The following is a 24,598-nucleotide window of genomic DNA, read 5'->3' on the forward strand; positions in this document are numbered from 1 at the left end:
CGGCATTCGCCCGGCCGGACCGCCGTACGACACGTGACCGGCCGCCGGTACCAAGGCTCAGCACTCACCCAACCGGACCGCCGTACGACACGTGACCGGCCGCCGGTACCAAGGCTCAGCACTCACCCAACCGGACCGCCGTACGACACGTGACCGGCCGCCGGCGACCAGGGGCGGTGCCTGGGCTCAGCGCTCGGCGGCGGCGTCGACGAGGGAGCGCCATTCGCGGACGCGGACGGCGTCGACGGGCGCCTGTCCCGCCACGGGCGGGCGTACGGCGTCCTCGACCTGGAAGGCGCGCACGCCGGCCGCCGCGAGGACCGCCACGTGCCGGCGCCGCAGGCCGCCCCCCACGAGCATGAGCCGCGCGTCGCGGGCGGCCCGGCGTACCAGCGTGTCGATCCCGGGCTCGACGCCGCCCGCCGCTCCGGCGCACAGGACGGAGTCGAGGCCGCGCAGCACGCGGATCTCGCGCCAGGCGGCCGTGGAGTCCGCCACGTGGTCGATCGCGCGGTGGAACGTCCACGGCAGCGGCCGCACGGCGTCGGCGAGCCGGGCGGTCGCGGACAGGTCGATGATCCCGTCGGCGTGGAGGAAGCCGAACACGAAGCCGTCCGCCCCGGCGGACGCGTGCGCGCAGGCGGCCCGGCAGAGCCGGGTGAGCTCCGGCTCGGTCGTGCGGAAGCCGCTCTTGGCCCGGAGCATCACCCGGATCGGGAGCGACGTCGCCTTGCGCATCGCGGCGACCGTCTTGGGATCGGGCGACAATCCGCCGGACTGCCGCTCGGCGACGGCCACGATCCGGTCGGCGCCTCCCGTCTCGGCCGCCTCGGCGTCCACCTCGTTCATCGCGATCACCTCGAGCAGCGCCATCGTCTCCCCCCGGGTCCGGCCCCCACGACCACCGCGGCCCGTATTCTGGCCCCGCTCGGCCCGCGATGCCTCTGACCTGGCCCGCCTTTGGCGTTTCCCGGCGATCCCGTTACCGGACGGGGGCCCGTGGCACGTTTCGCGCCGAGCACTCCCGGACGACGGGAAGGGGAACAGCGATCAACGGGCTCGTTCACGCGTGGTAAGAAGAAATGCGAGACGCGTCACGCGTCGAAGGCTACCGATCAGTATCTTGAAGCGGTAGCGTCCGTGCGAGCGATGGCCGCCGCACTCAGCTGAGGAGTAGTCGTGCGTGAGTACAGCGTTCCCGCGCAGGTGACGATCGTCGACTCGGCGAACCTCACCGGCACGCTCTTCTCGCGGGCCGCCGAGGAGCCGGATCGCGTCGTCCTTCGCCGCAAGGACGGCTCGGGATGGCGCGACGTCACGGCCCGGGAGTTCGCCGACGAGGTCACCCGTGTCGCCAAGGGGCTGATCGCCGCCGGCGTGGAGCCGGGCGACCGCGTCGCCATCATGTCGCACACGCGGTACGAGTGGACCGTCGCCGACTACGCGATCTGGACCGCCGGCGGCATCACCGTGCCGATCTACGAGACGTCCTCGGCGTCGCAGGTCGAGTGGATCCTCGGCGACTCCGGCACCAAGGCGATCTTCGTCGAGGCCGACGACCACGAGAAGGCGGTCGAGAGCGTCCGGGAGCGGCTGCCCGAGCTGGCGCACGTCTGGCGGATCGACGCCCTGCCGACCGGCGAGGTCTCCGACGAGGACCTGGCGGAGCGGCGCGAGTCGCGGGCCGCCGCCGACCTGGCGACGATCATCTACACCTCGGGCACCACCGGCCGCCCCAAGGGCTGCGAGATCACCCACGCCAACCTCCTCGCGACGGCGCGGAACGTCACCGAGGGCGCGCTCACGGAGGTCTTCGGCCTCCGCGACGGCTCGACGCTCCTGTTCCTCCCGCTCGCCCACGTCTTCGCGCGCCTCATCGAGGTCGGCTGCATCGAGGCCGGGGTCACCCTCGGCCACACCCCCGACGTGACGAACCTCGTCGACGACCTGGGGTCCTTCCAGCCGACGTTCCTGCTCGCGGTGCCGCGCGTGTTCGAGAAGGTCTACATCGGCGCCGAGCAGAAGGCCGTCGCCGACGGCAAGGGCCGCATCTTCCGCATCGCTGCCGACACCGCGATCGCCTTCAGCCGGGCCGAGTCCCCCGGCCTCGGACTGCGGCTCAAGCACGCCCTGTTCGACCGGCTCGTGTACGGCAAGCTGCGCGCCGCGGTCGGCGGGCACGTCACCCACGCGGTGTCGGGCGGCGCGGCGCTCGGCGAGCGGCTCGGCCACTTCTTCGACGGCGTCGGCATCAGCATCCTCGAGGGCTACGGCCTGACGGAGACGACGGCCCCGATCGCGGTCAACATGCCCAGCGGCAACCGCATCGGTACGGTCGGCAAGCCGATCCCGGGCACCACGGTCCGCATCGCCGACGACGGCGAGGTCCTCGCCAAGGGGCCGAACGTCTTCACCGGCTACTGGCACAACGAAGAGGCGTCCAAGCAGTCCCTGGAGGACGGCTGGTTCCACACCGGCGACGTGGGCGAGCTCGACGGCGACGGCTACCTGAGGATCACGGGCCGGAAGAAGGAGATCATCGTCACGGCCGCCGGGAAGAACGTCGCGCCCGCGCCGCTGGAGGATCGCCTGCGCGCCCACCCGCTGATCAGCCAGTGCATGGTGGTCGGCGACGGCCGGAAGTTCATCGGCTGTCTCGTCACCCTCGACCCCGAGGCGCTGGAGCAGTGGAAGCAGCAGCACGGCAAGCCGTCGCTGTCGATCGCCGAGGCGGTCGAGGACCCGGACGTGCTCAAGGAGATCGACGCGGCGGTCGCCGACACCAACACCACGGTCTCCCGGGCGGAGGCCATCAAGAAGTACCGCCTCCTCGACGTCGACTTCACGGAGGAGTCCGGGCACCTCACCCCGACGCTCAAGGTCAAGCGAAACCTCGTGGAGCGCGACTTCGCCGCCGAGATCGAGGCGCTCTACGCCTGACCGGCGACCCGATGGCCCGGGCGTGAACCGACCGCCCGGGCCGTTGGTCAGACCGCCGCTTTCCGGGCGGCCGCGGACCGGGCGAAGTCGATCAGGTGGGCGCGCATGGCGTCCTCGTCGTCGGCGCCCGGCCCCAGGATGAGCCGGGCCATCTGCGGCACCGCGTTGGGCCAGGTGGCCATGCCGCAGATCGTCAGGAGCGTGCGGCCGACGTCGACCGACGGCTCGGCGCCCAGACCGGTCGCGAGCCGCTCCAGCTTCCCGCGGTAGTGCTCGCGCCGCCCCTCCTCGAACTCCCGCTTATCGCCGTACTGCAGCGCCTCCCACAGCATCAGGCGCAGCAGGTCGGGGTGGGCGCGATGGTAGTCGTACATCCGCGCGACGTAGTCGCCGACGTCGTCGACGTCCTGGGCGACCATCTCGACGACCTCGTCCAGGACAGTGCCCATGACGGCGTCGAACAGCTTCTCCTTGTTGCCGAAGTGGCCGTAGATGCGTTCCTTGTTGACGCCGGCGCGCTCGGCGATGCGGTCGACGCGGGCCCCGGCGATGCCGTAGGCCGCGAACTCGGCCCGCGCGGCCTTGAGCAGGGCTTCTTTGGTGGAGGCGGCGGTGTCTCTCGGCATGCCCTGAGCCTACCATCACCCCACCCAACTGGTTGGTTGACAGCCAACTAGTTGGTTGGCTACTGTCCCGGCCATGACGACGTTGATCTCCTCGAACCGCGCCGCCGCCCCGGAGGGCGGCACCCCGGCGAAGACGGCCCACGCCCCGTTCCTGCCGACCCTGATGACGTTCGTGGCGACGGCGCTCCTGGCCACCGGCCAGTTGTACGGCGTGATCCCCCTGCTGGGCGCGATGGGCCGGGAGTGGCACGCCTCCACCTCCGCGCTGACGTGGATGGCGAGCGCGTTCGGCTTCGGATACGCCGCCGGGTTCCTCGTGTTCGGGCCGCTGTCGGACCGCTTCGGGCGGCGCCGGATCATCGTGACTGGCATCGCCGCGACGGCGGTGACGACCGCTCTGGTGAGCCTGGCCCCCGGTCTCGGCGCGGCGATCGCCCTGCGGGTGCTGCAGGGGGTGACGACGGCCGCCTTCGCGCCCGTCGCCTTCACCTACATCGCCGAACGCGCCGAGCAGCGTCACCGCGCCACGCTGTTGTCGGCGGTGATCGGAGCGTTCCTCGCGTCGGCGGTGTTCGGTCAGCTCGCGGCCCAGGGCATCGCGGCGGTGGCGGGCTGGCGCGCGGTGTTCGCCGTCTTCGCGGTGGCGTTCGCCCTGGTCGCGGCGGCGCTCCAGAAGGTCATGCTGCCCGGCCGCCCCGGCACCGCGGGCTCCCCGCTGGACGCGTACCGCGCCATGCCGAGGCTCCTGGCCCACCGGCGGCTCATCCCCCTCTACCTGGCCACGCCGGTCGTCCTCGGCTCGTTCGTGGCCCTCTACACCGGCCTGGCCCTGACCGGCGCGGCCGGCGGAGCGGCGGCCCTGCTCGCGCTGCGCGCGGCGGCGCTGCCGGCGATCCTCGCGATCCCCTTCGTGACGCCCGCGCTGCAGCGCTTCGCCGGGGCGCACCGGGCGACCGGCGCCCTGGCGCTGACCGCCGTGGCCGCCGCGCTCATCGGATTCACCCACCCGGGCACGCTGGGCCTCGCCATCCTGCTGAACGCCTTCGTCGCCGGCGTCGGGCTCACCGCTCCGGCCCTCATCGAGACCATCGGCGGCCACGCCGGTCCCGCGAGGGGCACCGCGGTCTCCCTGTTCACCTTCATCCTGTTCGTCGGCGCCAGCGTCGGCCCGCAGGTCGCCGGGGCGCTGAGCGCCCACGGCCTGCCCGCCCTCGCGTACGTCCTCGGTGCCCTGCTCGCCCTCGGCGCGACGCTCACCCTGACCGCCCGCCGCTGAACCGGCACCGGGTCCGGGATCCCCGAGGGGACCCCGGACCCGTTCCGTGCCGGAGGTCAGCCCATGGACTTCGCGCCGTCGAGGGACTCGCGGATGATGTCCGCGTGGCCGGCGTGCTGCGCGGTCTCGGCGACGATGTGGAGCAGCACCGTGCGCGCCGACCACCGGGCTCCCGGCTCGAACCATGGCCGCTCCGGCAGCGGCTGGGTGGCGTCCAGGTCGGGCAGCGTGGCCACGATCTCCTCGGTGCGGCGCGCCACCTCGTCGTACGCCTCGAGCAGCCCGGCGAGGGTCTCCCCCTCGCCCATGCGGAACTTCTCCATCCAGTCCGCCGGATCGCCGGCGTCCATGGCGCTCGGTCCCTCGACGATGAAGCCCGCCCACCGCCGCTCGACCTCGGTGACATGTTTGATCAGGCCGCCGAGGCACAGCTCGCTGACCGTCGTGCGCCGGGCGGCCTGCTCGTCCGTCAGGTCGCGGAGCGTGAACCGCAGGAAGTGCCGGCTCTTCCGCAGGCCCGCCAGGAGGTCCGCCCGCTCGCCCGTCAGGGTGGTCTCGCCGTTCGTCGTCATGGTCGCCGCCTTTATGGCCGTCTGGATTGTCCGTCGGAGACGACGTTACGCCGCCATGCGGTCAGTTTCCGGCCTCAATTGGCGGGTCCCGTCACACCGTCGCCGTGAAGGCGCGGCGGTAGGCCGACGGTGACGTGCGCATCGCCCGTACGAAGTGCGAGCGGTAGGTGACCGGACTGGCGAACCCGACGGTGCGGGCGATCTCGTCGACCGGCGCGGTGGTCTTCTCCAGGAGCGGCAGGCTCGCCTGGACGCGCTGATCGATCAGCCAGCGGGTGGGGCTGGTCCCGGTGCAGCGCGCGAAGTGGCGCAGGAACGTGCGGGCGGACATGTGCGCGCGGCGCGCGAGGACGTCGACGGTGATCTCCTCGCGCAGGTTGGCCATCGCCCAGGTCATGGCCTGGGCGATCCGGTCGTCGCCGGCGTCCCTGGGCACGGGCGCCTCGATGAACTGCGCCTGCCCGCCGTCGCGATGCGGCGGGACGACGAGCCGCCGCGCCACCGCGTTGGCGACGCTCGGCCCGTGGTCCCGGCGGACCAGGTGGACGCACAGATCGAGGCCTGCCGCGCTTCCGGCGCTGGTCAGCACGTCACCGTCGTCGATGTAGAGGACGTCGGGATCGACCCGGACGAGCGGGAAGCGGCGGCGCAGCAGGTCGGCGTACTGCCAGTGGGTGGTCGCCGGGCGGTGGTCCAGCAGACCGGCGGCGGCCAGCGCGAACGCCCCCGAGCAGATGGACACGATCCGGGCGCCCCGGTCGTGCGCCCGGCGCAACGCGGCCACCAGTTCCGGCGAGCACTCGCCCCGTACGTCGCTCACGCCCGGCACGATGACGGTCTCGGCCGCGGCGAAGACGTCCAGGCCGTGCTCGGTGTGGACGGTCGCACCGCCGACGATGGGCACCGGGCCGGGCCGCTCGGCGCACACCGTCAGGCGGTACCACGGCACGTCCAACTCCGGCCTCGGCAGGCCGAACACCTCGGTGACGATGCCGGTCTCGAACGGTGACATCCCCTCGTAGGCGAGCACCGCGACCGTCGAACCGGGCTTCGGCTGGATCCGCATGGCGGGATCCTATCGGTGGGCGGCATCCACGCCACTGTCGGCGGACGCACGCCGTCGGCCACGATCGTGGGCATGTCGAATGTTCTCGCCACCGCGCCGGCTCCTCCCGAGGAGGCCGCCCGCCACTTCGCCGCACGTCTGGCCTTCGAGACGGACGTGTCCGACGTCCACGCCGACCTGGAGGCCGGCGTGCCCGGCCTGGTCGTCGTCGACTCCCGCAGCACCGAGTCCTGGGAGCAGGGCCATCTGCCGGGGGCCGTGCACCTGCCGACCGCGCTGATCGCCGAGCGGGCGCCCCTGCTCGTCCCCCGCGACGCGACCGTCGTCACCTACTGCTGGGGCCCCGGGTGCAACGGGGCGACCCGCGCCGCGCTGGCCTTCGCCTGCCTGGGTCACCGGGTGAAGGAGATGATCGGCGGCTACGAGTACTGGGCGCGCGAGGGGTTCGCCGTCGAGACCGCGACCGGGCGGGTCAGCACGCCCACCGACCCCCTGACCGCCCCGGTGGCGACGGGCGCCTTCTGCGGCTGCTGATCAACGGGTCGTCGTCACAGGAGGGCGGAGAAGCGGGCGGCCTGGACCTCCCAGCGCCACTCGCGCTCCACCCAGGAACGCCCTCGCTTGCCCATCGCCTGCGCCGCGGACGGGTCGCGCAGCAGGCCGATGACGGCCTGGGCGATCGCGCGGACGGAGCGGCCGTCGACCACGACGCCGGTCTCGCCGTCGAGGACGGCGTCGGGCGCGCCGCCCGAGTCGCCCGCCACCACGGGGAGCCCGGTGGCGGACGCCTCTAGGTAGACGATGCCGAGCCCCTCGACGTCGAGGCCGCGCCGGCGGGTCCGGCAGGGCATGGCGAACACGTCGCCGGCGTCGTAGTGCGCCGGCAGCTCTTCCCAGGGGACGGCGCCGGTCAGCCGTACGGCGTGGGCGACGCCCAGCTCGACGCGGAGCCGTTCCAGGTCGACGCGGTACGGGCCGCCGCCGACGATCAGCAGGGCGGCGTCCGGCACCGCGCGCAGCACGTGCGGCCAGGCGTGGATCAGCGCGTCCTGGCCCTTGCGCGGGACCAGGCGGGAGACGCACACGACGACGGGGCGGTCCGCCAGGCCGTGCCGTGCCCGGATTTCCTCGCCGCCCGCGCCGGGACGGAAGACCGTCTCGTCGACGCCGGGGGCCAGCCGCCGCGTCCGCGTGACCGCCGCGGGCGACAGCGCGCGGGCCATCCGGCTGAGGGTGTAGTCCCCCAGGTAGGTCAGGACGTCCACCTCGTCGCCGATGCGGTGCAGCAGCCGCCGCGACCCGGGCAGGGCCGCCCAGCCCGCCTCGTGGCCGTGCGTGATGCCGACGAACCGCTCGACGCCCGACCGCCGCAGCGGCGCGGCGAGCAGTCCGAGGGGCGCCGCCGCGCCGAAGACGACCGAGTCGCAGCCCTCCGCCCGGACGATCTCGCGGGCGCGCCGCAGCACCGCGGGCACCGGGAGCATCAGCGTCGTCGGGTGCCGGACCACCGGGAACGGCTGCGCGGCGTCGAACTCCGCCGCACCCTCCCACGCGGGCGCGTACACGACGAGCGAACCCGGCGGCCGGCGAACCGCCAGGTTGTGCACGAACGCCTGAATGCCGCCCGGCCGGGGCGGGAAGTCGTTGGTCACGACGAGCGTCTTCCTCATCATTTCCAGCATCGCATGAGTGATCAGATTGACCTGACGCACCCCCGTGACCAATGCGAAACAGGGAGTTAGTGTTAGGACGCGTCATTTGTGGCCGCCCATCCCCGCCGGGCCCGCGATGTTACGGACCTGACGAGGCACGGCGGTGGGAGCTTCACGACGAGGAGGAGCCACCCATGACCGAGACCCCCCAACCCCCTGCCGGCCCACTATCCGGGATCGCCGACCCCGCCCCGCTCGGGCTCGCGGCGTTCGCCCTCACCACCTTCCTTCTCTCCGCCAAGAACGCCGGGTGGACCGACGGCACGGACGCCTGGCTCGGATACGCGTTCGCCTACGGCGGGCTGTGCCAGCTGCTCGCCGGCATGTGGGAGTTCCGCAACCGGAACGTCTTCGGCGCGACCGCCTTCTCGACGTACGGCGGGTTCTGGATCGGCCTGGCCCTCTACGTCCACTGGGTCGTGCCGACGGCCGCCGCCACCGCGGCGGCGACCAAGGCGAACCCGGAGGACCTGATCCAGAACGATCTCGGCTGGATCCTGCTGGCGTTCGCGATCTTCAACACGTACATGCTCCTGTGGAGCACCCAGGTGACCACGGCGGTGTTCGCGGTGTTCCTCACCCTGGAGCTGACCGAGATCATCCTCTTCATCGGCAACCTCTCCCACAGCAGCGGCACGGTGAAGCTCGGCGGCTGGATCGGCGTCCTCACCGCCCTGGTCGCGTGGTACACCTCGGCGGCCGGCGTGGCGAACGGAATGGGCGGCCGGCTCGCCCTGCCCGTCGGCGGGCCGCTCGGCGCCCGCCCGGCCGTCGGCGCGACGGCCAGCCCCGTCACCGAGTAGCCGTCACGTCCACCGCCCGTACGCCCTGGGCCCCGAGCTCAGCGGCGTGCGGGCGGCGGCACGGGGACGTGGTGCAGGCGCGCCCACGCCCGTCCCATCGCGATGCGCTGCGGCCCCGAGGGATGGGTGTTCCACAGCGCGTAGGCGAACGGGTTCGGCGACAGGTCGTCGAGGTCGCTCACGCTGAGGGACCGCTGCATCGCCGTGAACGTCGCCGGGTCGCGCGTCAGGTCGAGAGAGTGCACGTCGGCCCGTGCCTCGATGCGGCGGCTGATGAGATTCTCCGCGGGCCCGGCGATCTGGGTCAGGACGGTCACCGCGGCCAGCAACAGCGCGGTGGAGCGCGGGTCGGCCGCCGAGCGCACGCCGGCGCGGCGCAGCAGCCGCGGCGAGGTCATCACCAGGTAGAGGACGCAGGCGCCGGCCGCGACCCCGATCCCGCCGACGAGGGTCCCCGTCAGCACGTCGTTCCGCTTGGCGTGGCCGAGCTCGTGCGCGACGACGGCTTCGACCTCCTTCCTCGACTCCGACACGAGCAGGGTGTCGTAGACCACGACCCGCCGGGTCGACCCGAATCCGGAGACATAGGCGTTCAGCGTGGTGGTGCGCTTGGAAGCGTCGGCGACCAGCACGTCGCGGACCGGCACGCCGTCCGCGCGGGCCATCCGGAGCAGATCCGTCCGCAGCGGCCCGGCGGGCATCGAGCTGAAGGAGTTGAACAGCGGCTCGACGACCACCGGGTAGGCGTACGAGACCGCCGTGACGAGCAGGAACCCGCCCGCGGCCGCCGCCGCCCACCAGTGCCGGGGGAAGCGGTGGATCAGCAGGTGGAGACCCACGAGCGCCACGATCCAGATGACGAGGCTCACCCCGAATCCGGTGAGCTGGTCGGTGAGCCACGACCCCCAGCTCTGGGTCGACAGGTGATACCGCCGCAGCACGGACTCCGACCATGCTTCGAAGGGCAGCTCGATGAGCCGGGTCAGCATGGACAGCACGACCGCGACGGCGGCCACCCGCACGGTCCGCCGCCACAGCGGGACGTCCGCGGTCGATCGGCGCGACCCGGTGACCAGGCCGAGCAGCCGGGCGCCCCAGGGCGTCAGGCCCAGGACGAGGACGACGACCAGGCCGACCACGAGCGAGGTGTACGCGGGAGGATCCAGCGCGGCGGTGAAGGCCTCGCTGCGCGCGATCTGGTCCCGGGTGAAGTCGAGCGCCGGGTCGGCGGCGATCCGGCCGCCGGGCAGCGGATGCCAGGGCGTCACCACCGCGGCCACGGCGACCAGCAGCGCGCCGAGCACCGCCGCGGCGACGGCGGCGGTCCGCCGGGAGCCCTCCGACGGCGCCGCGCGGCCGGGTTCGCGATCGGACACGAGAGCGGTCGGCGACGCGCCGCCCGGCTCCGTCACGCGAGCTCCGTTCGCGGAGAGCCGCCCCGCCGGCTCCGCGGTGGGCTCCGTACCACCCGGCTCCGTCACCTGAGCTCCTTCCGCGGAGAGCCGCCCCGCCGGCTCCGCGGTGGGCTCCGTACCACCCGGCTCCGTCACCTGAGCTCCTTCCGCGGAGAGCCGCCCCGTCGGCTCCGCGGTGGGCTCCGTACCACCCGGCTCCGTCACCTGAGCTCCTTCCGCGGAGGGCCGCCCCGTCGGCTCCGCGGTGGGCTTCGTACCGCCCGGCTCGGTCACTTGAGCTCCTTGCGTAGGTAGGCGCGCCACTGCGCGGCGAACTCGCTCGAACCGATGCCGAGCACGGCCCGCAGGGCGCGGTCCTCGATCTGCGGGTCCCCCGCCTCGCCGGGCTCCGTCGCCGCGGTCCGGTACAACCTCACCAGCCGGCCCTCACCATAGCGTTCCGCGATCATCCGGCACGCCAGCCATGCCTCCTCGTACGCTGCGGACAGGCGCTCGCCCGAGCCGCTGAACGCGCTCCGGCCCGGTGGCGCGGCCGGCACGTCGCCGGCGGCCACCTCCGCGGCGAGCTCGCGTCCCGCCGCACGCGTCGAGACGCCGGCCTTCTTGTAACCGACGTAGTCGGCGAGTCCTTCGATCAGCCACATGGGGGTGCGGCTGTCGCGGGCGCCGCCCATCGCCACGTGCACGAGCTCGTGGGTGAGCACGACGTGCCGCCCCAGTCCGTTCAGGCGGTCGAACGCCGTGGGGGTGATGATGACGCGGTCCGCGCCGTGCTCCGAGTCGCCCGCAGGCGCGCCGCTGACGGTGGCGAGCGCGGCGATGTCGCCGAGGTTCCGGACGTCACCGACGAGCTCTTCGGCCTCCTGCTCCGTCGCCGGCGCCAAGGCGACGATCCGGCGTGACCATCCGTCGCCGACGACGTCGGAGACCAGGCCGACGCCCGTGTCGAGCCGGCGGGCGATGTCGCGCAGCTCGGCGGTCCGCGTCTCCGGCCCGTCGGTGGCGCCGGTGCCGTCCGCGACTCCGGAGTCGTCCTCTCCGATGACGAGGCTGCGCCGGCCCTGGATGACGGTGAGGGTGCCGCCGTCCCAGATCTGCGGGTCGTCGCGCAGGCCGTGCGTGGACCCGTCGCCGGACAGGAGCCAGCCCGCGTCCTTACGACGGGCGAAGGTGAGGTACTGGGTGTAGGCGACGTCGGCCGCGTCGAAACCGCGCAGCCGGTAGGTGAGCGTCAGCCGGGCCGTCCAGCCGTCGTCGGCGGCGGCCGCGGCGCGGGTGTCCGCGAGCGACTCGCGCCAGGTCGCCAGGGGGATCTTCGTCAGGTTGTCGAACAACGTCTCCTGCCCGGCGCGGAACGCCTGGGCCGACGGGTCGACGGTGGCGAGGAACGCCGCGCGGTCGTGGGCGAGGACCGCCCGGGAACGCCGCTGCAGGATGGCCGTCACCGTGGCCGTGCTGGGCGTGGGCGCCGCCGTGGCGCTGCGCAGCGACGCGGCGGTACGGCCGGCGCTGTGGTGCAGCGCGACGTAGCCGACCGCGATGACCAGGTGCAACACGATCGCCACCCCGGCCAGCGCGGCGACCCGTGCCTGCCAGGAGCCCGCCGACGACATGCGCGCGATAGTAGCGGGCGAAACTGAGAAGCCGGGGCCGCCCACCTGGACGACCCCGGCGAATCGAGCCGGTTCAACCGGCTCAGTACGGGCGAGCCGCGCCGTAGAACTCGCTCCGGTACCAGCTGTTCTTCATGTCGATCCTGACCTCGCTGATCCGCGTGCCAGTGTGCGCCGCGTGGATCATCCAGACCTTGTGGCCCTTCACCTTGGAGATGATCCCGGTGTGGTTGTTGTGGTCGAAGTACACCAGGTCACCGACCGCGAGGTTCTGCCACCGGATGTGGCGCGTGATATGCCGGTGCTGGTTGCCCGCGGTACGCGGCAGGCGGACGCCCGCCTTGCGGTAGGAGTACTGCACCAGACCGGAGCAGTCAAAACCCTTTCTGGGGCTAGAGCCTCCCCAGCGGTACCACTTGCCGATCTGCTTACGGGCGACGGCGACCGCCTTCAGACCGACCTCGTGACGCTGGCTCCAGGACTTGTGCTTCTTCTGCGCCGTGACGGTCGCCTGGGGGGTCGCGGCGTGCGCGGCGGGGACCGTCAGGGCGACGGGTGCGAGGACCGCACCCGCGGCCACCATGCCTCCGGCGAGGCGAAGGCGCAGGGACGAAGCGGTCGAGGGGTTGCGAGACAGGGGTCTCTCCTTCCACTACGCCTACCGGGTTAGCTGTCGGGTTCGGGCGTGGAAGCCGCCCTACGGCATGCCTGTGGGAGAACAGGCGCCCCGATTCACCCCCGTGAAGCCGCGCTCGTGCGCGGTTGGTTCCCCGGTTCCGCGTGCCCGCGGATTAGGCGCTCACGGCCACCCGTGGCCCCCCATGGACCACGTCGGTGATGACCGTTTCTCTGCATTCCTGACAAACCGGACCTGGCCCACCATCGGGGCGCTGTCCCTAGCGCCGCCGGTGGCGGAAACGCGTCCGGTCGAGCGGCGCATGGCGTGCGCCGCGGGTAACTCTCCGCACCGTGACCCGGTGCGGAAGATCGCGATGACGTGGCGGGCGTGCCGGATGCTCTCCGTGTCCCGGGAGTCTCCGCCCGGCCCGCCCTCGTCCGCTGTTCAGTTGCCCGGCGGTCCTCAGAGCAGCCGGCCGCCGCCCACCCAGGTGGAGGAGTACCAGGCGTCGCTCAGGTTGGAGATCTTCACGACGTCGCCGGTGTGCGGGGCGTGGAGGAACTTGCCCTTGCCGATGTAGATCCCCATGTGCCCGAGGTCGTGGAAGAAGACCAGGTCGCCGGGCTGCAGGTCCGCCTTGGACACCCGCCGGCTGGCGTCGTACTGGTCCGGCACCCAGTGGTTGAGCTTGATGCCGACCTTGGCGAACGCCACCATCGTGATCCCGGAGCAGTCCCAGACGTTCGGGCCCGCCCCGCCGAAGACGTACGACTTACCGAGCTGGGCACAGGCGAACTTCAGCACGATCTCCGCCTTGCCCGTGGCGAGGATCGAGCAGTTCTCCTTGGAGCTGCCGGGGTCGATGTTCCCGCCGAGCTTGTCGATCAGCCTCAGCTGCTTCTTGACGGCCGCGTCGGCCTGCGACTTCTGCTGCTCGAGCTGGGTCTTCTTCGCCTTGAGCTGCTGGGCCGCCTGCACGCGCAGCGCCTGCTCCCGCTCCAGCCGCTGGGCGGAGGCGAGGTACTGCTGGAACTCCGCCGAGCGGTTGTGCGCGATCTGCGTGAACGCCGACATCTGCGAGAGCACGGCGTCCGGGTCCTTCGAGCCGAGCAGCTGGGGGATCGAGCCGTTGTCCCCGGTCTTGTAGGCGTCGACGGCCAGCTGGGCGACCCGCAGCCGCAGCGCCTGGAACGTCTTACGCTCGGCCTGCACCGACTTGGAGAGGGCGTTGACCCGGCCCTGGGCGGCCTTGTAGTCCGACTTCGTCTTGTTGTACTGGTTGCCCAACTGGTCGACCTGGTCGTTGAGCTTCGCCAGCTGCTTCTTCGCCGCGCTCAGCGAGGAGGCGGGGTCGGCGTGCGCCGGAACGGCGGGCAGGGACAGCCCGGCGACGGCGATGAACCCGGCGGTCGTCACCGACCAGCGCGCGGTTCTGGACATGATCGTACGCTCCTTGGCCATGGCAATCGTGTCCTTAGAGCGCGCCCGCGCCGACGTAGTGCGAGCTGTACCAGGGGTTGCTCAGGCTGTCGATCTTGACGTACGACCCCGTGTGCGGCGAGTGGATGAACTTGCCGCCGCCGACGTAGATGCCGACGTGCCCGAGGTTGTCGAAGAAGACCAGGTCGCCGGGCGACAGGTTGGCCCGCGAGACCCGCTGGGTCGCGTTGTACTGGTCGGGCACGACGCGCGGGATGCTCACCCCGGCCTCCGCGTAGGCCTTCATCGTGAAGCCGGAGCAGTCGTAGCGCGGGCCGTTGCCGCCGTAGAGGTACGGGACACCGCACTTGCTGTAGGCCCACACCAGCACGGTGCGCGCCTTGCCGGTCGCCGATCCCGTGTAGCCGCCGCCGCAGTTGCTCGGCATCGGACCGCTGTCGTCACCGCCGCCGCCGGTGTCGGCAGCGGGGCCCAGCTTCTTGATCAGGGCCTTCTGCTGCCCGATCGTCTTCTCGATGTTCTTCTTCTGGGTGAGCGCGGCGTTCTTCTTCTGCGCCAGGTCGGTGGCGGCCTGCTTGGCCTGCGACTCCTGCCGCTGCAGCAACTGCGCGGCGTTCAGGAACTGGGTGAGCTCCGTGGAGCGGTTCTTCGACACCTGCGCGAACGCCGACATCTGGTCGAGCACGGACTGCGGGTCCTTGGCCGACACCAGGGTCGGGATGTCCGCGTCGTTCCCGCCGTTCTTGTACGCCGACGCGGCCATCTGCGCGACGCGGACCCGCAGGTCCGCCCAGGACTGCCGCTGCTGCTTGACCGAGGCGTTCAGTGCCTTGAGACGCTTGTCGGCCGCCTCCCACTGGGACTTGGCCTTGTTGTAGACGTTGTCCTGCTGGTCGGCCTGTGAGTTCAGCTTGGTCAGCTTGGCCTTCGCCTGGCTCAGCGTCTGCTTCGGTTTCGCCTCCGCCGTACCGGCGGGCAGAACCAGGGCCGCCGAAGCGGCGATACACAGGGTGGCCAGGACGCGACCGCCGATGCCGCCGCCCACCGACCATCCGACGGCTGAGCCGTCGGCACTGCGCTGTGTTGCCACGATTGCGGCACGCCCCTCTCCCACTGACCGCCTACCGGGTTAGCTGACGGATTCGGGCGTGGAAGGCGCCCTACGGAGCGTGTGATGCTCCGATTCACCCCGGAAACCTGGTTCCCCGGCTCGTCGTGTCGGTGAGAGGCCGGCGCCCGAATCCCGGGCGACCTCACCGAACGTGACGACTCGGCGGTAGCCGACGCCGTCGCCTGGGGGGCGACGAACCAGCGACCGGCTCAGCGCGTGAGACTAGTCAAGTCTCACGCTGGTAACAACCGCTTCTCCTGGAATTCCAGCAATTCATGTCATTCACACAACACTGCGCGCGCGAATCGTCACGATGCGCGGTCGACGATGATCGTCATCCGCAGGGGCGAGACGAGCCCCTCGGCGGCGAGAACTCCCAGCGCCCGACGCTCCAGTGGCCCGATCTCCAGGCCCGACGCCGGGATCAGCGGCATGGCGGAAACAACGCAATCGTTGCAGGCGACGTTGCGTACCTCACACTTCTCGCAGTCGATGAGCACGAATTCCTCCTCGTGTCTTCGTCATGACGAGACGTTAAGAGGCCCCACTGACAAATCCGGAGCGAGGACGACGCGGCGAGCGGAGTGGGCGGCCGGGCAGCGCCCTCTGGCGCGCCTCCGGCACGGCGAAGGCCACCCGCGCGGCCGAAGAGGCTCAGGTGCGGCCGAGGCGGCGCAGGAGGAGGGATGAGGGGGCGGGCCGGGCGTCGGCCCGCCGGGCCGAGTCGCAGACCTCCTGGTCGGAGGAGATGACCACGACGGCGCGCCCGCTGGGCTCCGCGCGTACGAGCTGGGCGATGAGCTCGTCGGCGGTCTGGCCCGGCGCGCTGAACAGCACGCGCACGCCGCGGGGCGCCTGGACCGCGACCGGGGCGTTCAGCTCCGCGCCGTCGAACACGCATGTCACCTCCGCCTTGGTCTGGGCGTGCAGCACACCCAGGCCCGACACCAGGCGGGTCCGCTGGTCGGCCAGTGGCAGGTCGCCGTAGCCGGTCTTGGTGACGTTGTATCCGTCGACGATGAGGTGGACCTGCGGGAGGGTGAGCAACTGGTCGAGGAGTGCGGGGTCGCTGTCGGCGAGGGCGCGTCCGGGCAGCGTGCGGTGCCCGGGGCGGCTCGGCGTGATGCCCCCGACGCTGTCGGCGGGCCGGGTGATGCCGGGCGGCAGCGCGATCTCGTCGCGGAGGCCCTTGGCGGCGTCGGTGAGGGCGTCCAGGAGGACCCGCAGCCGGGCCTCGTCGACGCTGCGGCCCTCCCGGGCGGCACGCCGGGAGCTCTCCGCGGCGGACTCGGCGTGGGACAGGCGGCTGCGCAGCCGGCGCAGCTCGGCCTCGGCGGTGGCCGCCGCGACGGACGCGGCGGTGCGCTCCTCGCCGAGGCGGCGGTCGAGGTCCTCCGCGCGCGCGTGCTCGCGCTTGGCCTTGCCCCGTGCCTCGTGCAGGCGTTTGCGGAGCTCGGTGTTCTCGCCGCGGAGCTCGCGCAGCTCCGCGCGGAGCCGGTCGGCCTCCTCGGAGCGGGTGGCCTTCGCGGCGGCGATCTGCTCGCGGAGCTCGGCCACCTGCCGGATGACCTTCGCCTCCTCGGCCGCCGCCGCCGACTGCTCGAGGTCGCGGCGCGCGGTGTCCACCCGCTCGGTCCAGCCGGCCGGGCGGAGCAGGTAGGCGAGGGCGGCGACGGTAACGGGGTCGGCGGCCGGGGGCACCGTCCCCGCCAGGATCGCCTCGCCCAGCACGGGCTCGCTCTCCCGTACGACGTCGGCGACGCGCTCACGGAAGGTGGCGTCGTCCTCGAGCTGGGTGGCGATGAGGGTGGCGGCGAGCCGGGCGCGGCGGCGCGGCTCGAAGCGGGCGACGCGCCGGAGCGGTGGGGGGATCTCGTCGGGCCGGAGCGCGCCGATCACGTCGGCCGCGGCCTCGACGACGCGCTGCCGGACCGCTTCGGGGAGCGGCTGATCGAGGTGTTCGCCCGGGCCGGTGTCGATGATCTACTCCTCACGAGTCGCGCGGATGGGGCTGGTGCGGGACGCGTGCACCGGGCTCCGTGTCGCCGTCGCTGCCCAGCGTAGACGCCCTGGCGACCTTCGGTCCGCAATCCCCTTGACGAATACCCCGCAGTATCCGGCACCGGTCCGTCACAGGGTTTGTCGGTCGACGCGCGTACGGTGCCGCCATGGCCTCCGTCGGCCCTGCCGTGCAGGGCACCCTCGATGACCTCGGCACCCCGTTGGCCGGCGTCACCTTCGTCGTCGTCGACCTCGAGACCACCGGGGGCTCGGCCAAGGCGGACGCGATCACCGAGATCGGCGCGGTCAAGGTGTGCGGCGGCGAGATCGTCGGCGAGTTCGCCACGCTGGTGGATCCGGGGATGCCGATCCCCCCGTTCATCTCGGTGATCACCGGCATCACGCAGCAGATGGTGGTGGCCGCTCCCCCGATCGGCGAGGTCCTGCCCTCGTTCCTGGAGTTCGCCAGGGGCGCCGTGCTGGTCGCGCACAACGCGCCGTTCGACATCGGCTTCCTGAAGGCCGCCTGCGCCGCGCAGGAGCGTCCCTGGCCGACGCCGGCGATCGTGGACACCGCCGACCTCGCACGCCGTCTCCTGACCCGCGACGAGGTCCCCAACTGCAAGCTCGCCACCCTCTCCCGTTTCTTCCGGACCGCCGTCGAGCCCTGCCACCGCGCGCTCACCGACGCGCGGGCCACGGTCGACGTCCTGCACGGGCTGCTGGAGCGCGCCGGCGCGTTCGGCGTCGACACCCTGGAGGAGCTGACCGGGTTCACCCGCGCGCCGACGCCGGAGCAGCGCCGCAAGCGCCACCTGGCCGCCGACGTGCCCGCCGCGCCCGGCGTCTACCTCTTCGAGGACGCCCGCGGCGAGGTGCTGTATGTCGGCAAGAGCGGCCGGCTGCGCAGCCGCGTCACCTCGTACTTCACCGCGTCGGAGACCCGCCGCCACGTCCGCGAGATGATCGGGATCGCCGAGCGGGTCCGGACCATCGTGTGCGCCAGCCCGCTCGAGGCGGAGGTCCGCGAGCTGCGGCTCATCGCGGCGCACAAGCCGCGCTACAACCGGCGGTCGCGTCACCCGGAGCGGGCGGTCTGGCTGAAGCTCACCGCCGAGACGTTCTCCCGGCTGTCGATCGTCCGGGAGGTGCGCGACGACGGCGCCGTCTACCTCGGCCCGTTCGGCAGCGTCCGGACGGCCGAGGAGGCGCGTGCCGCCGTGCACGACGCCGTCCCCCTCCGCCAGTGCACCCAGCGGCTCACCCTGCGGCTCATCGAGAGCGGCCGCGCCGCCACCTGCGCGCTCGCCGAGCTCGGACGCTGCGGGGCGCCCTGCGAGGGCCGCCAGCAGCCGGAGGAGTACGCCCGGCACGCGTCCCACGCCCGCACGATCCTGGAGGGCGACGTCCGGCCGGTCGTCGCCGCCGCGCGGGCCCGCATCGACCGGCTCTCCGCGGAGCTGCGCTACGAGGAGGCCGCCGTCCAGCGCGACCGGCTCGCCGCCTTCGTCCGCGGCGCCGCCCGCTGCCAGCGCCTGTCGGCCCTGGCCGGGCTCGCGCAGCTGGTCGCGGCCCGCCCGGCCTTCGACGGCGGCTGGGAGCTGCACGTCGTCCGCCACGGCCGGCTCGCGGCCGCCGGCACCGTCCCGCCGAACGCCCACCCCGTCCCCTACGTCGAGGCGCTCGTCGCCACCGCCGAGACCGTCCGTCCCGGCATCGGGGCCACCCCGCGGGCCTCCGCCGAGGAGATGGAATGCGTCCTGCGCTGGCTGGACGCACCGGGCGTGCGCCTGGTCGAGGTCGACGGCACGTGGACCTGCCCGCCCCACGGCGCCGAGAGCGTCCGCCGGTGGATCGAGAATGCCGTTCAGGGCCCCGATTCCCGTAAGGTTGACCGCGCCGGTCGGCCGATGCGATAGGAGCAGGTGTGGCGCTGCCGCTGTACGACAACCAGCCGACGCGGCGCGCGCCCCTGGTCACCTACTTCCTGATCGCCGCCAACGTGGTCGTCTTCCTGCTCTCGCCGATCGCCTCGATCGGGCACCACGACGAGAGCGCGGAGCAGCGCAGGTGCGCACAGGTGACGTTCCTGCTGAAGCACGGCGCGGTCCCGAACGAGCTGCTCTCCGACCGGCAGAACCCTGTGCCGGAGGAGGTCGCCGCCGCCTGCCACCCGAAGCCGTACCACAAGCGGCCGTGGCTCTCGGCGCTGTCGTCGATGTTCCTGCACGGCGGCGTCGCCCACATCCTCGGCAACATGGTCTACCTGTTCATCTTCGGCGCGGCGACCGAGGACCGGCTCGGACGGCTCCGGTTCCTGGTCTTCTATCTCCTCGTCGGCTACATCGCGGCGTACGGCTTCGCGATCACCTACCCCGACTCGAGCACCCCGCTCGTCGGGGCGTCCGGCGCCATCGCCGGGGTGCTCGGCTCGCACCTGGTGCTCTACCCACGGTCGCGGACGATCGCGCTGATCCTGTCGATCTTCCCGTTCCGGCTGCCCTCGTGGGCGCTGCTCGCCCAGTTCTTCGTGTTCCAGTGGCTCAGCCTCGGCGACAGCCAGAGCCAGACCGCGTACGTCGCGCACATCTACGGCTTCGTCGCCGGGATGATCGTCGGCCTGCTCGTGCGGCGCGGCACCGTCGCCCGCAAGTCGGCCGCCCTGAGCTGGCAGTGATGCGCCGATACACGACGCGCGCCCGCGAACGGGCGTCGGAGGGCCTCTACTAGTCTTGCCTCGGGCGACCCCACGCCGCGCGTAACCACCGCAGGAGGCATTCCGTGATCACCGCCATCGTGCTCATCAAGGCCGACGTCTCGCGCATCCCGGAGGTCGCCGAGACCATCGCCGGGCTCGACGGCGTGAGCGAGGTCTACTCCGTGACGGGCGAGTTCGACCTGGTCGCGCTCGTGCGCGTGCGCCAGTACGAGCAGATCGCGGACGTCATCCCCGGCGCCCTCAACAAGGTCTCCGGCGTGACGCACACCGAGACCCACATCGCCTTCCGCACGTACTCCCAGCACGACCTGGAGGCCGCTTTCGCGCTCGGCCTGCCCGACGCGGACTGAGCCGTCGTACCGCAGCGGGGCGTGGCGGTCTCGGCCTGGGGTCAGCTGCTCTTGCCCGGCTCCGGTGCGGTGATGCCCGCCGGGCCGGCGCGGAGCATGGCCTTGTAGAGGGCGTCGTGCTCGGGCGAGGCGGGCAGGGGGCCGCGGGCGGGAGCCTCGAAGGACTGGATCAACAGGGCGACGACGCGTCGCCAGGCGTCGGGAGCGGCGTCCCCGGTGGCGTTCACGACCCCGGCGTTGGCCATGTGCAGCAGTACCAGATCCGAGGGGTCGAAGTCCTCGCGTAGGCGGCCTGTGGCCTTGGCGCGGTCGATGAGCTCCACCATCGCCTCGTACGCCTCGTTGCGGCGCCGTTCCAGGGCCTTGGCGGTGGGGAAGGTCATGGTCAGCACGTCGGCGAAGCCGTAGTCGGCGGCCTGCATCGCACAGGCGGTCTCGAGGTAGCCGATGAAACCGTGCCAGGGATCGGGGTCGTCGAGGGCGACGGCGACGGCATCGGCATAGGCGTCCATGCGGTCGGAGAAGACGGCGTCGACCAGCTCCTCCTTCGCGGGGAAGTGGCGGAAGATGGTGGCGATCCCCACTCCTGCCTCGCGGGCCACGGAGGCCATGGAGGCGTTCAGGCCATCGCGCCCGAACACCGCGCGCGCGGCCGCGATGATCCGCCCCCGGTTGCGCTCGGCATCGCTCCGCAGCGGCTGGGCGGTGTCGTCAGGGTGCTGGGCGCCAGGGTTCATGTCACCCAGTCTAACGAACCGGATAGGCCTATCCGGATCTGTGCTACTCTCGTGGCAACGAAACGGATAGGCCTATCCGAATCAAAAACGGATAGGTCTATCCGGAACAATCACGACTCCGAACCTGGAAGTGATGATCATGAGAGCCGTAGCCCTGGCGCAGGTGCCGGGCACTATCGAGGTGACCGAGATGGATCCTCCCCACCCGCAGGCAGGTGAGCTGCGGGTGAAGGTGGTCGCGTCCTCGGTCAACGGGTTCGATCTGAGCACTGTGGCCGGAGCGCTGCAGGGCATGATGGAGCACCGCTTCCCGCTGATCCCGGGCAAGGACTTCGCCGGCACCGTCGACGCGGTCGGTCAGGGGTTGACGGCTTCGCGGTCGGCGACGCCGTGTTCGGTGTGGTCACCAAGCCCTACCTGGGCACCGGATCGCTGGCCCACTACGTCACCGTCCCCGCCGCCATCGGCGTCGCCCACCGACCCGACCAGGTCTCGGTGCGCGACGCGGGTGCGCTCGGGCTGGCCGGCGCCGCCGCCGTCGACGGCCTGGCCGCGCTCGGCCCGATCGAGGGCGCGACCGTGCTGATCTCGGGCGCGACCGGTGGCGTGGGCGCGCTCGCGGTGCAACTGGCCACGGCGCGCGGCGCGCGCGTGATCGCCACCGCGAGGCCGGGCCCCGAGGCCGAGTTCGTCGAGGCGCTGACCGACGCCGAACTGCCCCTGGTCGACTACACCGGAGACCTGACCGCGCAGGTACGCGAGATCGCCCCGCACGGGGTGGACGCGGCGCTGCACCTGGCCGGCGACCTGGCCGAGCTGACCGCCCTCGTACGCGACGGCGGCGCGGTCGCCTCCCTGCTCGCCGTCCCCGAGGCCCCGGCGGACCGCACGCTGCGCACCACCATGGTCCTGGCCGGCCCGACCGCCGAGACGCTGTCCACACTCGCCGGGCACGTCGCCGCGGGGACCCTGTCGGTGCCGGTGACCGCCGTGCACGACCTGGAGCAGGCCGCACAGGCGTTCGCCGCGTTCCGCGCCGGCGCCCTCGGCAAGATCGCCGTCACCATCGCCTAGGTCGCGGTCACCGACCGCCTGACAACACCGTTCTCTCTCAATCAGGTTTTCCCGAAAGGACTGCTGTGACCAGCATCGCCATCGTCGGAGCCGGCCCTCAGCTGGGCCTGGCCATCGCCCGCACCTTCGGCTCGCACGGCTTCGACGTCGCTCTGATCTCCCGTAACCGCGCCAAGCTCGACGATCTCGTCGGCCGGCTCACCGCCGAGGGCATCACCGCCGCCGCGTTCCCCGCGGACGTACTCGACCGCGACGCACTCGGCCAGGCCCTCAAGGACGCCGCCGCGCGGTTCGGCGGGATCGACGTCCTGGAGTACTCCCCGGTGGGGACGCTCGGCTCGACCATTCTGACCGTTCCGTCCGAGACCGACCCATCCCACGTGCAGCACGAGATGGAGTTCCAGCTGTACGGAGCCATCGCCGCCACCCGGGCGGTGCTGCCCGCGATGCGCGAGGCCGGCGCGGGCACCCTGCTCTACACCACCGGCGCCGGTTCGATCGACCCCGTGCCGCAGGTCGGCAACGTCAACGCGGCCGCCGCGGCGCTGCGCAACTGGGCGATCAACCTGCACAAGGAACTGACCGGCACCGGCATCCAGGCCGCCCACGTCGGCATCGACGTGTCGATCGGCATGTCGGTCGTTCCCGGCTTTCCGACGGCCAAGCCAGAGGAGATCTCCCCCGTCTACTGGGAGCTGCACACCACCCACCGGGACGAAGCCGAGCGCGTCTTCAGCCGCTGACACCGCTCCGGCCGTCCTGATCCGGCTCTCGGGATCCCCGAGACGCGAATCGGCCCGCCACCCGGATCCGGGTGGCGGGCCGATCACGTGAGACGGCGGCCGTCAGTGGCGGCTGATCGCCTTGCTGTCGCCGGGCGCGACCTCTTCGTCGTGGTGCGAGCTCGTGTCGTCGTGACCCTCGCCATGGCCGTTGACGGACCCGCCGTCCTCGGCCAGGGCGCGGTTGAGGCCCTTGCGCAGCTTGCCCAGCGGCCCGCGCGAGGACGGCGCCGGGACGCCGTTCTCGTCCTCTTCCTCCAGGTTCAGCTCGGGCAGCGGAACCTTGCCGACGAGGACGGCCGTCTGCTCGTCGCCGGCGGCTCGTGCACCTCGATGAACTCACCGCTCGGCAGCCGCTTGATGATGCCGGACTCCACGCCGTGGTGCGCGATGTCCGCGTCCTTGCCCTGCAGACCCAGGCAGATCCGCTTGGTGACGAAGAACGCGACGGCGGGCCCAATGAAGATCGCGAACCGGAAGAACCAGGTCGTCGCGTACAGGGACACGTGGAACTTGTCCGCGATGACGTCGTTGCCGCCGGCCAGCCACAGCAGACCGTAGAAGGTGACGGTGGTCATGCCCACGGCCGTACGGAACGGGGCGTTCCGCGGACGGTCGGCGATGTGGTGGATCCGTTTGTCACCGGTCGCCCACTGCTCGATGAACGGCCACAGCGCCGCGCCGGTCATGATCAGACCCAGCGGCACGAGCGCCGGTATGAGGACGTTCCACGGGATCGTGTGACCCCACAGGTTGGTCTCCCAGTTGGGCATGATGCGCAGCGCGCCCTCGAGGAAGCCCATGTAGTAGTCCGGCTGCGAACCCGCGGTGATCGCGTCAGGCGTGTACGGGCCGAACAACCAGACCGGGTTGATCTGGAAGAAAGTCGCGAGCAGCGCGATGACCGCGAAGGTGAACATGAAGAAGGCGCCGGCCTTGATCATGAACACCGGGTAGAACGGCTTGCCGAGGACGGTCTTCTCGTCGCGCTTCTTGCCGGGGAACTGCGTGTGCCCCTGGTGCCACAGGATCATGAAGTGCGCGCCGACCAGCGCCAGCAGGATGCCGGGGATCAGCAGCACGTGCACCGTGTAGAGGCGCGGGATGAAGTCCTGACCGGGGAAGTCGCCGCCGAACGCGAAGTAGAACAGGTACGTGCCGACCAGCGGGATCGACTGCATGACGCCCTGGGTGATCCGCAGACCCGTGCCGGACAGCAGGTCGTCCGGCAGCGAGTAGCCGAACAGGCCCTCCAGCAGGGCGAGCGTGAACAGGCCCAGGCCGATCAGCCAGTTGACCTCACGGGGCTTGCGGTACGCGCCGGTGAAGAAGACGCGCAGCATGTGCACCGTGAGCGAGGCCACGAACATGATCGCGGCCCAGTGGTGGATCTGCCGCATGAGCAGACCGCCGCGCACGTCGAAGGTGATGTGCAGCGTCGAGCTGTACGCCTCGCTCATCTTCACGCCGACGAGCTTGGTGTAGTGCCCGTTGTACACGACCTCCGACATGCTGGGCTTGAACCACAGCGTCAGGAACGTGCCGGTCGCCAGCAGGATGATGAAGGAGTAGAGCGCGATCTCCCCCAGCATGAACGACCAGTGGTCGGGGAAGACTTTCTTCATCTTCCCGCGGAGGAATCCCGCGGTGCCGAAGCGCTCGTCGAGCCAGCCGATCGGGGCGTCGACCGCCTTCGGAGGTGCTTGCGTCGTCATTGTTCGCTCACCGATCCTCGCTCACCG

General features: G+C 71.8%; 22 protein-coding genes, 2 pseudogenes and 2 riboswitches. Of the genes and pseudogenes, 10 read left to right on the plus strand and 14 right to left on the minus strand.

The genetic code is table 11. The features are described 5' to 3' along the window. Positions 1–186 precede the first annotated feature (186 nt). The gene (locus tag ACYVF7_RS43415; RefSeq protein ID WP_460351808.1) at positions 187–873 is read right to left on the minus strand and encodes a copper homeostasis protein CutC; all 687 of its coding nucleotides are present in this window, start codon (positions 871–873) and stop codon (positions 187–189) included. A gap of 306 nt (positions 874–1,179) precedes the next feature. Between ACYVF7_RS43415 and ACYVF7_RS43420 the strand changes: the two genes are divergently transcribed. Beyond that, a complete protein-coding gene (locus tag ACYVF7_RS43420) occupies positions 1,180–2,940 on the plus strand; it encodes an AMP-dependent synthetase/ligase (RefSeq protein ID WP_460351809.1) in 1,761 nt (586 codons plus the stop codon). A gap of 47 nt (positions 2,941–2,987) precedes the next feature. On the opposite strand, the gene ACYVF7_RS43425 is transcribed toward ACYVF7_RS43420, so the two are convergent. Continuing rightward, positions 2,988–3,566, minus strand: coding sequence for a TetR/AcrR family transcriptional regulator (locus tag ACYVF7_RS43425; RefSeq protein WP_460351810.1), 579 nt, complete (start codon positions 3,564–3,566; stop codon positions 2,988–2,990). A 73-nt stretch (positions 3,567–3,639) separates the two neighbouring features. Between ACYVF7_RS43425 and ACYVF7_RS43430 the strand changes: the two genes are divergently transcribed. Further along, the gene (locus tag ACYVF7_RS43430; RefSeq protein WP_460351811.1) at positions 3,640–4,842 is read left to right on the plus strand and encodes an MFS transporter; all 1,203 of its coding nucleotides are present in this window, start codon (positions 3,640–3,642) and stop codon (positions 4,840–4,842) included. Positions 4,843–4,898: 56 nt separating this feature from the next. On the opposite strand, the gene ACYVF7_RS43435 is transcribed toward ACYVF7_RS43430, so the two are convergent. Further along, entirely contained in the window at positions 4,899–5,414 is a 516-nt protein-coding gene (locus ACYVF7_RS43435; protein WP_460351812.1) for a DinB family protein, read from the minus strand. 91 nt (positions 5,415–5,505) lie between these two features. After that, a complete protein-coding gene (ftrA, locus tag ACYVF7_RS43440) occupies positions 5,506–6,480 on the minus strand; it encodes a transcriptional regulator FtrA (RefSeq protein WP_460351813.1) in 975 nt (324 codons plus the stop codon). A gap of 72 nt (positions 6,481–6,552) precedes the next feature. Between ftrA and ACYVF7_RS43445 the strand changes: the two genes are divergently transcribed. Continuing rightward, entirely contained in the window at positions 6,553–7,014 is a 462-nt protein-coding gene (locus ACYVF7_RS43445) for a rhodanese-like domain-containing protein (RefSeq protein WP_460351814.1), read from the plus strand. A 14-nt stretch (positions 7,015–7,028) separates the two neighbouring features. Here ACYVF7_RS43445 and ACYVF7_RS43450 read toward each other — a convergent pair whose 3' ends face one another. After that, on the minus strand, positions 7,029–8,150 hold the full coding sequence (locus ACYVF7_RS43450) for a glycosyltransferase family 4 protein (protein WP_460358444.1): 1,122 nt from the start codon (positions 8,148–8,150) through the stop codon (positions 7,029–7,031). A 176-nt stretch (positions 8,151–8,326) separates the two neighbouring features. On the opposite strand from ACYVF7_RS43450, the gene ACYVF7_RS43455 reads away from it, so the two are divergent. After that, positions 8,327–8,995 carry an acetate uptake transporter gene (locus tag ACYVF7_RS43455; protein WP_460351815.1) on the plus strand — a complete coding sequence of 223 codons (669 nt, stop codon included), beginning with the start codon at positions 8,327–8,329 and terminating at the stop codon, positions 8,993–8,995. Between the two features lie 38 nt (positions 8,996–9,033). On the opposite strand, the gene ACYVF7_RS43460 is transcribed toward ACYVF7_RS43455, so the two are convergent. The 7 genes from ACYVF7_RS43460 to ACYVF7_RS43490 all read right to left on the minus strand — a co-directional run bounded on the left by ACYVF7_RS43460 (position 9,034) and on the right by ACYVF7_RS43490 (position 17,092). Next, positions 9,034–10,476: a M48 family metallopeptidase gene (locus tag ACYVF7_RS43460; protein ID WP_460351816.1), complete on the minus strand. Its 1,443-nt coding sequence runs from the start codon at positions 10,474–10,476 to the stop codon at positions 9,034–9,036. Positions 10,477–10,679: 203 nt separating this feature from the next. After that, complete coding sequence (locus tag ACYVF7_RS43465; RefSeq protein ID WP_460351817.1) at positions 10,680–12,023, minus strand: hypothetical protein; 1,344 nt, start codon at positions 12,021–12,023, stop codon at positions 10,680–10,682. An 82-nt stretch (positions 12,024–12,105) separates the two neighbouring features. After that, positions 12,106–12,606 carry a C40 family peptidase gene (locus ACYVF7_RS43470; protein ID WP_460351818.1) on the minus strand — a complete coding sequence of 167 codons (501 nt, stop codon included), beginning with the start codon at positions 12,604–12,606 and terminating at the stop codon, positions 12,106–12,108. A 57-nt stretch (positions 12,607–12,663) separates the two neighbouring features. Further along, a riboswitch (cyclic di-AMP (ydaO/yuaA leader) is annotated at positions 12,664–12,831 on the minus strand. A gap of 273 nt (positions 12,832–13,104) precedes the next feature. After that, complete coding sequence (locus tag ACYVF7_RS43475) at positions 13,105–14,082, minus strand: C40 family peptidase (RefSeq protein ID WP_460351819.1); 978 nt, start codon at positions 14,080–14,082, stop codon at positions 13,105–13,107. 34 nt (positions 14,083–14,116) lie between these two features. Then, complete coding sequence (locus tag ACYVF7_RS43480; RefSeq protein WP_460351820.1) at positions 14,117–15,172, minus strand: C40 family peptidase; 1,056 nt, start codon at positions 15,170–15,172, stop codon at positions 14,117–14,119. A 12-nt stretch (positions 15,173–15,184) separates the two neighbouring features. Beyond that, a riboswitch (cyclic di-AMP (ydaO/yuaA leader) is annotated at positions 15,185–15,316 on the minus strand. Positions 15,317–15,501: 185 nt separating this feature from the next. Next, positions 15,502–15,693, minus strand: a complete 192-nt coding sequence (locus ACYVF7_RS43485) for a hypothetical protein (RefSeq protein ID WP_460351821.1) — start codon at positions 15,691–15,693, stop codon at positions 15,502–15,504. Between the two features lie 154 nt (positions 15,694–15,847). Further along, a complete protein-coding gene (locus tag ACYVF7_RS43490) occupies positions 15,848–17,092 on the minus strand; it encodes an NYN domain-containing protein (protein ID WP_460351822.1) in 1,245 nt (414 codons plus the stop codon). Between the two features lie 269 nt (positions 17,093–17,361). Here ACYVF7_RS43490 and ACYVF7_RS43495 point away from each other — a divergent pair, with 269 nt between their 5' ends. The 3 genes from ACYVF7_RS43495 to ACYVF7_RS43505 all read left to right on the plus strand — a co-directional run bounded on the left by ACYVF7_RS43495 (position 17,362) and on the right by ACYVF7_RS43505 (position 20,263). Continuing rightward, positions 17,362–19,113 carry a DEDD exonuclease domain-containing protein gene (locus tag ACYVF7_RS43495; RefSeq protein ID WP_460351823.1) on the plus strand — a complete coding sequence of 584 codons (1,752 nt, stop codon included), beginning with the start codon at positions 17,362–17,364 and terminating at the stop codon, positions 19,111–19,113. An 8-nt stretch (positions 19,114–19,121) separates the two neighbouring features. Further along, on the plus strand, positions 19,122–19,871 hold the full coding sequence (locus ACYVF7_RS43500; RefSeq protein ID WP_460351824.1) for a rhomboid family intramembrane serine protease: 750 nt from the start codon (positions 19,122–19,124) through the stop codon (positions 19,869–19,871). 104 nt (positions 19,872–19,975) lie between these two features. Next, entirely contained in the window at positions 19,976–20,263 is a 288-nt protein-coding gene (locus tag ACYVF7_RS43505; protein ID WP_345431382.1) for an Lrp/AsnC family transcriptional regulator, read from the plus strand. A 41-nt stretch (positions 20,264–20,304) separates the two neighbouring features. Here ACYVF7_RS43505 and ACYVF7_RS43510 read toward each other — a convergent pair whose 3' ends face one another. Then, positions 20,305–21,000: a TetR/AcrR family transcriptional regulator gene (locus ACYVF7_RS43510; protein WP_460351825.1), complete on the minus strand. Its 696-nt coding sequence runs from the start codon at positions 20,998–21,000 to the stop codon at positions 20,305–20,307. A gap of 190 nt (positions 21,001–21,190) precedes the next feature. Between ACYVF7_RS43510 and ACYVF7_RS43515 the strand changes: the two are divergent. The 3 genes and pseudogenes from ACYVF7_RS43515 to ACYVF7_RS43525 all read left to right on the plus strand — a co-directional run. Further along, a pseudogene (locus ACYVF7_RS43515) lies at positions 21,191–21,358 on the plus strand (alcohol dehydrogenase catalytic domain-containing protein); the annotation flags it as partial. Positions 21,359–21,390: 32 nt separating this feature from the next. Then, on the plus strand, positions 21,391–22,074 hold the full coding sequence (locus ACYVF7_RS43520) for a zinc-binding dehydrogenase (protein ID WP_460351826.1): 684 nt from the start codon (positions 21,391–21,393) through the stop codon (positions 22,072–22,074). Positions 22,075–22,139: 65 nt separating this feature from the next. Beyond that, entirely contained in the window at positions 22,140–22,817 is a 678-nt protein-coding gene (locus ACYVF7_RS43525) for an SDR family NAD(P)-dependent oxidoreductase (protein ID WP_460351827.1), read from the plus strand. 102 nt (positions 22,818–22,919) lie between these two features. On the opposite strand, the pseudogene qcrB reads toward ACYVF7_RS43525, so the two are convergent. Next, positions 22,920–24,571 (minus strand): annotated as a pseudogene (qcrB, locus tag ACYVF7_RS43530) (cytochrome bc1 complex cytochrome b subunit). Positions 24,572–24,598 lie beyond the last annotated feature (27 nt).

It is taken from the genome of Actinoallomurus acanthiterrae, from assembly GCF_054775715.1.

Excerpts from the sequence above, each read along its gene's own strand:
- ACYVF7_RS43415 (WP_460351808.1), bottom strand. The coding sequence starts at position 873 with ATGGCGCTGCTCGAGGTGATCGCGATGAACGAGGTGGACGCCGAGGCG.
- ACYVF7_RS43425 (WP_460351810.1), bottom strand. The coding sequence starts at position 3,566 with ATGCCGAGAGACACCGCCGCCTCCACCAAAGAAGCCCTGCTCAAGGCC.
- ACYVF7_RS43430 (WP_460351811.1), top strand. The coding sequence starts at position 3,640 with ATGACGACGTTGATCTCCTCGAACCGCGCCGCCGCCCCGGAGGGCGGC.
- ACYVF7_RS43435 (WP_460351812.1), bottom strand. The coding sequence starts at position 5,414 with ATGACGACGAACGGCGAGACCACCCTGACGGGCGAGCGGGCGGACCTC.
- ftrA (WP_460351813.1), bottom strand. The coding sequence starts at position 6,480 with ATGCGGATCCAGCCGAAGCCCGGTTCGACGGTCGCGGTGCTCGCCTAC.
- ACYVF7_RS43445 (WP_460351814.1), top strand. The coding sequence starts at position 6,553 with ATGTCGAATGTTCTCGCCACCGCGCCGGCTCCTCCCGAGGAGGCCGCC.
- ACYVF7_RS43450 (WP_460358444.1), bottom strand. The coding sequence starts at position 8,150 with ATGAGGAAGACGCTCGTCGTGACCAACGACTTCCCGCCCCGGCCGGGC.
- ACYVF7_RS43455 (WP_460351815.1), top strand. The coding sequence starts at position 8,327 with ATGACCGAGACCCCCCAACCCCCTGCCGGCCCACTATCCGGGATCGCC.
- ACYVF7_RS43465 (WP_460351817.1), bottom strand. The coding sequence starts at position 12,023 with ATGTCGTCGGCGGGCTCCTGGCAGGCACGGGTCGCCGCGCTGGCCGGG.
- ACYVF7_RS43470 (WP_460351818.1), bottom strand. The coding sequence starts at position 12,606 with ATGGTGGCCGCGGGTGCGGTCCTCGCACCCGTCGCCCTGACGGTCCCC.
- ACYVF7_RS43475 (WP_460351819.1), bottom strand. The coding sequence starts at position 14,082 with ATGTCCAGAACCGCGCGCTGGTCGGTGACGACCGCCGGGTTCATCGCC.
- ACYVF7_RS43495 (WP_460351823.1), top strand. The coding sequence starts at position 17,362 with ATGGCCTCCGTCGGCCCTGCCGTGCAGGGCACCCTCGATGACCTCGGC.
- ACYVF7_RS43510 (WP_460351825.1), bottom strand. The coding sequence starts at position 21,000 with ATGAACCCTGGCGCCCAGCACCCTGACGACACCGCCCAGCCGCTGCGG.